Source organism: Pseudomonas sp. P1_C12 (assembly GCF_056406435.1).
Genome location: NZ_JBFUAE010000038.1, coordinates 1 through 9,108 on the forward strand (window position 1 = coordinate 1; position 9,108 = coordinate 9,108).

The window sequence follows — 9,108 nt, forward strand, 5'->3', positions numbered from 1 at the left end:
GTGTTGGTGTTGCATCGCGCTGTATTGCCGGCGCTGAAAAAAGCCGGTTCGTTACTGAAACTCTCCTTCAGCCTGCGCATGCTGGCGCTGTTCTCGGGGGCGTTCTCTGGCGTGTCGTGGTTCTATGCCGCCATGCTGGGCGTTGGTCGTCCGCTGGCCTGGAAGTACTCGCTGGTGGAGTTGCTGGCAGCCTATCCGGTGCTCATCGTCGCTGGGTTCGGGATGATGGTATTGCTCACTGCCTGGGCCAAAAACAGAGACACCGAAGCGCACATGGAGCAAGGCACCAGGACTCCAGGAAATGCCGCCCTGGCTGGCTGGTAATTCCAGGTTGAACAAGGACGTCCAGCGCTAGCCAATGAATCCCGCTTTAACTGTTAATAAAGTCTCACTTGAGGATATCCAAATGAAATCCATGAAAGTTCTCTTCGTAGTCGCCACTCTGACCGCTTCTTCTCTGGCGATGGCCACAGGTGGCGGTGATCGGACCTTCGCACGCATGGAGTCGGCCCGGACAGTCTCGATGAAAGCCTTCCAGGTTGCCCAGAAACAGAAGGCTGAAGCCGCTGTAGCTGAAAGCAAAGCCAAGGCGACCGACCGCAGCAATAGCTGATCCGTATAGCGCGTCCCCGGGCTGACAGAAATGTGCGGCCTCAAGCCTCGAATGCAGCACCCAAGGTGCTGCTTTTGCTTATTTAACCGAAATCCCGCTAACACAAAATCCAGTGTGTTGAATCCACAGCTATAAGCAGCCTTTCACGAAGGGCTGCTTTGGGGCCTGTTCTTCAGGTCTGGGCTCAGAAGCGATAGTTGGTGCTCAGCTCCAGCGTCCGTGGGGCACCGGGCGTGATCAGATCCACCGAACCATGCGCCGAAGCGTAATACTCCTTGTCGAAGACATTGCGCAGACGCAGGGCCATGTCCCATTTCGGCTGGTTGTACAACAGCGCGGTGTCCACTGTTGTGTAAGCCGGCATGACCACATTGTTATCCAGCGCGGTATAGCGATCATCGACATAGTTGGCCCCCATGCCCACACGCCAGGTTTGCGTCAGCGAACGCACCAACCACAGGTTGGCGCTGTGGCGCGGCGTCAAGGTGGGTACCTGGCCTTCGTTGACGACACTCACTGTTCACAGCGGTTGCCGGCAGGGTTAGAGCAGACTGCGTTTCTGCCTGTAAATCAGGTACAACCAGAACGCCCAGCAACGACAGAGAGGCTGGGTAAATGCGCGATCGAGCCACCATGGACACCTTTGTACGAATGATCGCGCGAATAACAACTATTATTATTTGCAAGTAAATACATATCATTCCGATACAACTCATTGACGCTACTCGGAACGATCGTCTCAATTTAATTGATGGCCGACAGAAGCGTTCCGTCCGGACGTCAAGCCTCGGGCCGTTACAGTTCAATATCTGACGCTCAGGGTAGGCGGCTACAGCTCGCCCCCTCACCACTGGCAATGTGCAGCCAAAGATCTACCGGTAAAGTCGTCTTCGACAGAAAATGTCATCGGGGCAGACAGTAGATAGAGTGATGGCAAATGAGTGGAGTCACTTAAGGCGACAGGCAGAAATCGGCCGATTCTGTTGAAAAAGTCGGCCATGGTTTCCACGGCAGAAAAATACGCGCCTGAGATTGAAATCTTTACTTTTGGGCAGAGGCTTCCGGGCTCAGATTTCACGTAGCAGCGTGTAAAAAAGGCATTTTCACCACTCAATATTCAGGCCATTTGGGCGGGCCGACTTTTTCAACAGAATCTGCCAGAAGCAGCCACTCAAACACCGACTTATGGTATTCAGTCTGTATCACTCATGGAAAACAGCGCGCCGATACTTCTTCCGAAGGCCGACGATTTTTTCAGTAAACGGAGTCACCTACATGGACGTCATCAATCAGTTGCAACCCGAAGAGTGTGCAGGCATGGAGGATATTCGACGCGAAATCGATGCCCTTGATCAGGTTGTTATCAAGCTGTTGGGCAAGCGTTTTCACTATGTACTGGCTGCCTCGAAGTACAAGACCTCAGCAACTTCGGTGCGTGCTCCGGAGCGTTTCAAGGCCATGTTGGAGACACGACGCGAGTGGGCCGAGGCTGAGGGCCTGAGCCCGGATGCAATCGAGAAGATGTACAGTGACCTGGTGAACCACTTCATTGCAGAAGAGATGAAACACTGGGCGGCTCATCAATCCAACACCTGACTCTAGTGTCCGGACTGTCCGCCATGGGGCGTCAACCGCCCTTCATGTCTGCTGTAATCGGCCATTTGCGGGCATGCCATTGCTTTCCATCACCCTGCGCTAGCCTTGGGACTCAGCTAAAGTACCGATTCATGGAGCTTAGAGACGAGCAATGAAACTGAACCACAGGCCAGTGAAGGCTAGCGACGTTAAAATGATCTGCGGCTTTCCTCAGAACGCTCAAGAGTTGTTTTTCATGTTTCCAAAGGCGCACTTCCCGCTAACGGAAACGCAGTTGATTACCGCGATCTCCCAACGCTTTGACTCTACCGTCGTGGAGATCAATGGGACTGTCGTTGGGTTTGCAAATTTCTATCGAGCTGAACGCAATGGCGTTTGCTGTATCGGCAATGTCATCGTCTCGCCGAGCGCTCGGGGTGAAGGAGTGGCCACGTTCATCGTAGAGACGATGACCGGCTTGGCATTCGAGCGTTACGGAGCCAACGAGGTGCAGATTTCCTGTTTCAACGAAAACACCGGAGGGCTGCTGCTCTACCCCAAGCTTGGGTTTGTGCCTTATGCAATTGAGGAGCGACCTTCTTTGGGAAACGGCCGATCGGCCCTCATACACATGACGCGCAGCAGAATCTCGACAGGTTGAATACGCGGTCGATTGTTACCCTGGAAGACAGGCAGAGATCGGCCAATAGCTGCCCCTTGGCGAGAGGCAGATTACAACGATGAACTCAACGACGATCGTTTCAAACCAGCAGCGACCTGTCCGCTATTGCAAAGGCACATAAATATCGGTCTGCCATTGATCCTGCGGTGTCTCGGGGGAAATGCTCAGATAATCGAAGAACAGCGGCTGGTCTCGAAGCTCCTCGCCGCTGGTAGGGAGCCAGTCGCGATAGATCGGATAGATCGATTCGCCGATGTGATCCGTCGAGCCCACGTGACGCACCACGACGCAGCGCCCGCCGGGGATAACCCTCTCGGTTACGCCGAACTCATTCGCTGCTACCGCCTCGTGAATCTCGCCGCAGATTGCAAACCGGAACTCTTCGGCCGGGGTCGTATCGGGGTTACCGAAAGGAATACCAAAGCTGCGACTTGATGCCACCGGCGACTGTCCGCTCTGCATGCGCCATTCGATAAATTTACGCACGCTCTCATTAATGAGCCCGGGCGCTCCGCAATGCTCCAATGCTGCAACCCTGACTTCGCGAAACTCCACAATTCGTATCTGCATGATGATGCTCCTGGAAAAATGAGGGATGGTGAACACCGCACTCCAGACCTGCCAATTCGGTTGCTTCCTGAATGCACTCGGCGTCATACCGAACGCTCGCCTGAACGCCCTGGAAAATGCTTCGGGGCTTTCGAAACCCGCACCGAAAGCGGCGTCCAGCACCGAGTAATTCGCGAGGGAAGACAAGCAATGCGCCGCGCGTCCTAGTCGCATCAGTTGTACATAACGTGAAACAGGCACGCCCACGAACGCGGTGAATTGTCGATGGAAGTGAAACGCCGAAAAATTCGCGACTTGGCTCAACGTCTTCACGGACAAGTCACCTTCGAGATTGGCGTCGATGTAGGCGAGTACCAGGTCGAAGCGTTTTGTGTAGGCGGCGTTGCTCAGCAAGTCAGACACTGGATGGAGGCTCCGGGAAATACGGTAGGCAATAGAGTCGACTATACCGGCGTGCCCGCGCCTAGCCGTGTTTGCTCAGGTCGCGTTTGAATTGCCCGTTCGACGTGGCCGCCTTGGATGCACCGTCTTGAAGGCTACCGGGCGGTTCATCTGAGCCTCCGATTGTAAATCCTGTACGACCGCCAGCTTCACGCCCTGAGGAAGTCAGTCAACCAAAATCGAGGTTCTGGAGGCTTGGATTCATCAGGCCCACCTCCGTGGTGAGGAGTTCTTGTTTCCGACCCGGTTGCATGGCTCAGATCATCTCTCCACCGGGCAATACGCTCGAATAGTCAAAGCGTGGGTGACAGCCATTGGCCTTGACCCAACCATGTACGGTACCCACACGCTACGGCGAACCAAGGCATCGTTGATCTATCGCAGGACGAAGAACTTGAGAGCTGTCCAACTCCTGCTTGGTCATACGAAGCTTGAAAGCACTGTCAGATACCTGGGAATCGAAGTCGATGACGCCCTGGAAATGGCGGAACAGACGGAGGTCTGATCACCTGCTGCGACGGTCAATGCTTGGCCGTCGCTGTCCGGCCAGAAGCAGATCTGAAAAACCTTGTGCGTGTGTGGATTCCATCTGAATTCGACACACTCGCCCGTGCGCTGGTCCTGGCCGCGCTCGAGACATCATCGCAGACTATTCTTGATCTGGGTAACCGACCGGTCGCACCGAAGGAGGTCACTCGTTTATGCACTGTGTCCTTTTCGAAATCCGCCGCGGTTCGATCGGATGCATGAAGGCAAATCGATCCGCGCCGGCATCGAGTTCCGATGAACTACCGGTCTGGGGCACGGCCCCAGGCACTTTTGTCTGACACCCTGAAACGGAGACGCCAGCATGAGCACTTTGCAACTTCACCCTGTACTGGACAATGGTATCCAACCCGCCGCCGCGAATTTCACAGGTGGCACCCTGCAATGCCTGTGTGCGACTGACAAGGTCGAGGTCAAGATCGACGCACAAACTCTGCATAACCACGCGTGCGGCTGCAGCAAATGCTGGAAACCACAAAACGCGACATTCGCCGTCATCGCCGTGGTGCCTCGAGATAAGGTCAGCGTGATTGCCCACGGCGAAAAACTGGCGATTGTCGACGAATCCGCCACCATCCAGCGCCACGCCTGCAAGCAGTGTCACGCCCATCTCTTTGGGCGCATCGAGAACAAGGACCATGCGTTTTATGGCCTGGACTTCGTCCACACCGAGCTTTCGCCACAGAGCGGATGGGCTGCGCCGGGATTCGCGGCGTTCGTGTCCTCCATCATCGAAACCGGCACACCGCCCGCGCAAATGAAGGCTATCCGCGAGCGCTTGCGCTCAATCGGCCTGGAACCCTATGACTGCTTGTCCCCGGACTTGATGGACGCACTGGCGACTCATGTCGCCAAACAGAAAGGCCTGCTCCCCGCCGCCTGATTGATCGGTTGCCGCGGTTTCTTTTCCGGACCGCGGCTCCGATTCACCTTTGATGTTGTGCGCCCCACATAATTAACTGGGGGGCTATGGGCATTAAGACAATGGATTACGCCAGTTTTCAATTCCGCTCGTACCAATTTTGTACCACCAGGCTCTCTCAACCCACCTTTTCGCTATGGCTAACTGCATCTACATCAGGCAGATAGCGGCCAATAGCAGCCCTTCATGATCGGCTGCTATTGGCAAAAAGTAGCACTGGCCGACACCGACTTACGGCGAGTGTCAGCAATGGGTCGCACTACTTCGATACCACCAACGCCGGTGGCTGCCAGCTGCCTTCGCCAGCGGGAAGAATCGAAGGCGGTGCGGTCTTCGGCCAGTACAGACGCATCATCAGATAGACCGTGTCGTCAGGCGCCGGCAACCAGTTGGCCTCCTTGGCCTTACCGGGGGAGTCCTTCTGGATGTACAGCGTCAGTGAACCATCCGCGTTTTTCTTCATGGCCGACAGCATCGGCGAATTGATCAGGTAACGGTTGAGCGGATTCTTGATCAGCAGCTGGCTCTTGCCGTCGTACATGGTCACCGACCAGAAGGCATTGGCGGGCGGCAGTTTGCCGGCCGGGAAGGTGAGCGTGTACTTGCGCTTGCTGGTATCGAGCGTCTGGCCGGTGCCGTCGGTGCGCGTGTTGGGATACATCGCCTCGACGGCGTCATTGCCGTAGAGACCGCCTTTCGCGGCACCAGCACGCTTCAGCCAGTCGGTCTTGTAGAACGTTTGGTCGCCGAAGTACGCGCCGACGCTCCAGCCGTTGATTATCTTCGTCCCGCTCGCGAGGAACTTGTCGACCTTCTCGTCACCGGCCTTCATCCCGAGCAGGACCACGGCCTTGTGCTCGAGCGAGAGGTCCTTGAATTCGAAGCTCCGACCGGGGCCTACGCCGATGCTGGCCAGCTTCGCCCGAATCTCCTTGTCGTCAGCCGATGGCGGCACATACTCCATCGCGGCCGACAAGTACTCGAAGAAGTTGGCCTTGATGCCCTCCGTGGTGGCCGGAACGAAATCAATCTTCGGCGCAGTGGGCGGCGCGGGCTGATGGAGAAAGGCGGACAGCGGCTGGACCTTGTAGCCCGCCTGCACCTTCTCGACATTCGGCATGTCCTTGGCATTGAAGAGCTGAGTCCGCATGCCGCTCAAGGCGAAGGGAGTGGTCGAGGTGAAGACTTTCTTGATACCGGGAGGGGTCGTGCCTTTCCAGTCGGGACCGACCACCATGTAGTGACCTGGCTCACTGCCGGTGGCACGGCTGCCGATGTAACCGTAGTTGTAGGTATTGCCGTCGATTAGCTGCACCGAGTAGTAACGCCGATGGTCCACCGCCGGCACCGAGATCACCATCGGCTCCGCGCGCAAGTCCAGCCAGACAAACGAGTACGGGGTGTCGCTGTTCGGAGTGATGATGGCTGTGTCTTGGTAGGTGAAGACGCGAGGTTCGTTCTTGAGCTGATTGAACGGTGCCTTGTATTGCGGGCCATCCTTGTCCACGGCATATTCGTTCATCACGGCGTAGTTCATGACCAGCGGCAAGCCGTAGATAAAGCCTTCCTCGGCGATCGCCTTGGTCTGCTCGAGACTCGGCGCGGGCGCGCCCTTGGCCGCATCGGCCTTGTCTGCCTGCGTGATCGGATCGGTCTTGCTCGCACACCCCGCAAAAAGCGTTGAACCCACTACGACGACTGCCGCAGCCATTATCCAGCCCCGGTTAAACTTCCTGTTCATTTCCACCTCGTTGGTTTTGAGCAAGCTATTGCCGTGAGTGTTCATGGCCACGGTGAAATAATCTGAACGCCTGAAACCCTCCCGACTTTTCAGTAGTGCCAAGTCATATTGGCGATCTGGGCTTCAATCCAGGCGTTGTCGAACTCGCCTGATACACGATAGCCAGACAAGGTTTTTTGCTGATCGACTGGCATGCCCCATCCAGACCGCGGCCCAATGGAAACTAAGGTCTGTCTCCCGACTAAGTAAATCCTGTGGCGAAGCGCCAACTCACACGCCCTGGGAGGGTAGATCACAAAAAGCCAGCATCCCCTTGCGCAGCTGAAATAGTGCCCGCTATTTGTACGTCCTGTCGCCACGATAAATACGAGAAGCCGGTCTGATTCAGTTATGTAACATTATCCATGTCGCCCTAGGGCGAGCAGCCCCTGCCAAAAGCGGGCGGTGAAATAGGGCCGCTACTATTTCCATAAATGGGGCACTACACCCACCCAACCGCGCGTTTACTACCTCATTTGAGGAATATCCCCCCACCCAGCACCTACCAAAAAAAAACACGTTGAAACAACTTACTAATTACTCGGAATTTTCATTCCCCCTCTCGTCCATGGCCCGGTGGTTGCATGGCGCCTTGCAACGCAGGCAGTTACTGTCACCAGGTGGGGATGGCTGGGTGCGCCGTTTTGCTATGTCGCGGAGGGAACCTCATGAGAATCCTTGCATCGCCATTCAATTCGATCCGTTCCTCAAGGGTTTCGGGCGCAGTTTCTGTACTGTTGATCACCTTCGGGTTGGATCCGGTCAGTGCCGCACCGCTGGATGATTTCGGCCCGCCACCACCGACGGACCCCTCTGCGTTTACCAACCCGCCGGTCGACCCCAAGGCCGCGCTGGATGCCATACGGGCCATGCCACCCGCCAACCAGGGCGCCCTCGCCCTGCCCAATGGTGTTTTTGGCACCCACGCCACGCCAACGACCGACAACGTGCTGCCGCCAGCCCTGCAGACATCCTTCAAAATCCCCACCAATGGCAAGCCCAGCCCATTGTTCGGGGCCCAGCCGTACACTCAGCAGCTGCTGCTGTTCGAAGAATTCGGCACGGAGAAACTCGACCCGACACTACCGCCGCCCACGCTGACCTTCCCGGTTCCGATCGTCGGCCCTGCGCCCACGCAGGACCCGAACAACATCGCCCGCAGTGGCCCTTCGGCCGCGGCGCTGGAAGCCTTCATGCGCCAGCCGGGGCTGTACCCGTTTCCGTCGCAGTATTCCAACGTGCTGGACCGCAACCCGTGGAAAGCGCAGATCGAAGCCTTCCTCAACCGCCATCCGGTCGGCTCGCCGGCCGAAGGTCGTCCGCCTGGAAAAGGCTGGTCGCACCAGCGCTGGAACGAGTTCTACCCACAGGTCGCCTTCAAGACCGCTCAAGCAGGCGCCAAGCTCAACGGCGGCATGCGCGACCGCCGACAGTTGCACAACTACGCCGTCGGTGAGTTCGGGCCTGGCGGACTCTACAACCAGACCTCGGACACCCCGGTCATTGCGGGCACCACCAAAGGCATCGATACCCGCTTTCACCCCAACATGCCGATTCAGAACCACAAGGCGCTCTGGACCTTCGACGGCACCTTTCCGCCAAAACTGCTGTTGGTGCGGTACGGCCAACCCGTGCTGATGCGTCACTACAACGCCCTGCCGATCGATCCGTCGGCCAACATGGGTTTCGGCCTGCATACCCTCAGCACCCACGAACACAACGGCCACTCCCCGGCGGAAAGCGACGGCTATGCCAATGCGTTTTTCTTTCCGGGGCAGTACTACGACTATCGCTGGCCTGTCCAGCTGGCCGGTTACGACACCATCAACACCAGCGCCCAGGATCCGCGCGCGGCGTTCCCCTGCGCCCCGGGCGAAACCCTGTATGTCAACGATGCCACGCCGGGCCTCAAGACCTGTAACAACGGCAGCATCAAGATCCGTGGCGACTGGCGCGAAACCATGAGCACCCACTGGTTC

The 9,108-nt window shown here is 57.0% G+C and carries 6 protein-coding genes and 4 pseudogenes; 7 read left to right on the forward strand and 3 right to left on the reverse strand.

The features are described 5' to 3' along the window. Together AC1D19_RS30120 and AC1D19_RS30125 are read left to right on the forward strand one after the other, a co-directional pair. Positions 1-324 (forward strand): annotated as a pseudogene (locus AC1D19_RS30120) (hypothetical protein); the annotation flags it as partial. A gap of 82 nt (positions 325-406) precedes the next feature. Continuing rightward, positions 407-613 (forward strand): co-regulatory protein PtrA N-terminal domain-containing protein, encoded by a 207-nt coding sequence (locus AC1D19_RS30125; protein WP_477765550.1) that lies wholly within the window; start codon positions 407-409, stop codon positions 611-613. 184 nt (positions 614-797) lie between these two features. Here the strand turns inward: AC1D19_RS30125 and AC1D19_RS30130 are convergent. Beyond that, positions 798-1,133, reverse strand: a pseudogene (locus tag AC1D19_RS30130) (TonB-dependent receptor domain-containing protein); the annotation flags it as partial. 755 nt (positions 1,134-1,888) lie between these two features. Here AC1D19_RS30130 and AC1D19_RS30135 point away from each other — a divergent pair. Both AC1D19_RS30135 and AC1D19_RS30140 read left to right on the forward strand, forming a co-directional pair. Further along, positions 1,889-2,209, forward strand: a complete 321-nt coding sequence (locus AC1D19_RS30135; RefSeq protein ID WP_477756784.1) for an isochorismate lyase — start codon at positions 1,889-1,891, stop codon at positions 2,207-2,209. A 151-nt stretch (positions 2,210-2,360) separates the two neighbouring features. Then, the gene (locus AC1D19_RS30140; RefSeq protein ID WP_477756782.1) at positions 2,361-2,849 is read left to right on the forward strand and encodes a GNAT family N-acetyltransferase; all 489 of its coding nucleotides are present in this window, start codon (positions 2,361-2,363) and stop codon (positions 2,847-2,849) included. Between the two features lie 123 nt (positions 2,850-2,972). On the opposite strand, the gene AC1D19_RS30145 is transcribed toward AC1D19_RS30140, so the two are convergent. After that, a complete protein-coding gene (locus tag AC1D19_RS30145; RefSeq protein ID WP_477765551.1) occupies positions 2,973-3,842 on the reverse strand; it encodes an AraC family transcriptional regulator in 870 nt (289 codons plus the stop codon). A gap of 223 nt (positions 3,843-4,065) precedes the next feature. Here AC1D19_RS30145 and AC1D19_RS30150 point away from each other — a divergent pair. Then, positions 4,066-4,386, forward strand: a pseudogene (locus tag AC1D19_RS30150) (tyrosine-type recombinase/integrase); the annotation flags it as partial. Positions 4,387-4,731: 345 nt separating this feature from the next. Next, positions 4,732-5,310, forward strand: a complete 579-nt coding sequence (gene gfa, locus AC1D19_RS30155) for an S-(hydroxymethyl)glutathione synthase (RefSeq protein WP_477765552.1) — start codon at positions 4,732-4,734, stop codon at positions 5,308-5,310. A gap of 298 nt (positions 5,311-5,608) precedes the next feature. Here gfa and AC1D19_RS30160 read toward each other — a convergent pair whose 3' ends face one another. Next, positions 5,609-7,090, reverse strand: a complete 1,482-nt coding sequence (locus AC1D19_RS30160) for a DUF1254 domain-containing protein (protein ID WP_477765553.1) — start codon at positions 7,088-7,090, stop codon at positions 5,609-5,611. 707 nt (positions 7,091-7,797) lie between these two features. Between AC1D19_RS30160 and AC1D19_RS30165 the strand changes: the two are divergent. Next, positions 7,798-9,108 (forward strand): annotated as a pseudogene (locus AC1D19_RS30165) (copper oxidase); the annotation flags it as partial.

Excerpts from the sequence above, each read along its gene's own strand:
- AC1D19_RS30125 (WP_477765550.1), top strand. The coding sequence starts at position 407 with ATGAAATCCATGAAAGTTCTCTTCGTAGTCGCCACTCTGACCGCTTCT.
- gfa (WP_477765552.1), top strand. The coding sequence starts at position 4,732 with ATGAGCACTTTGCAACTTCACCCTGTACTGGACAATGGTATCCAACCC.
- AC1D19_RS30160 (WP_477765553.1), bottom strand. The coding sequence starts at position 7,090 with ATGAACAGGAAGTTTAACCGGGGCTGGATAATGGCTGCGGCAGTCGTC.
- AC1D19_RS30140 (WP_477756782.1), top strand. The coding sequence starts at position 2,361 with ATGAAACTGAACCACAGGCCAGTGAAGGCTAGCGACGTTAAAATGATC.
- AC1D19_RS30135 (WP_477756784.1), top strand. The coding sequence starts at position 1,889 with ATGGACGTCATCAATCAGTTGCAACCCGAAGAGTGTGCAGGCATGGAG.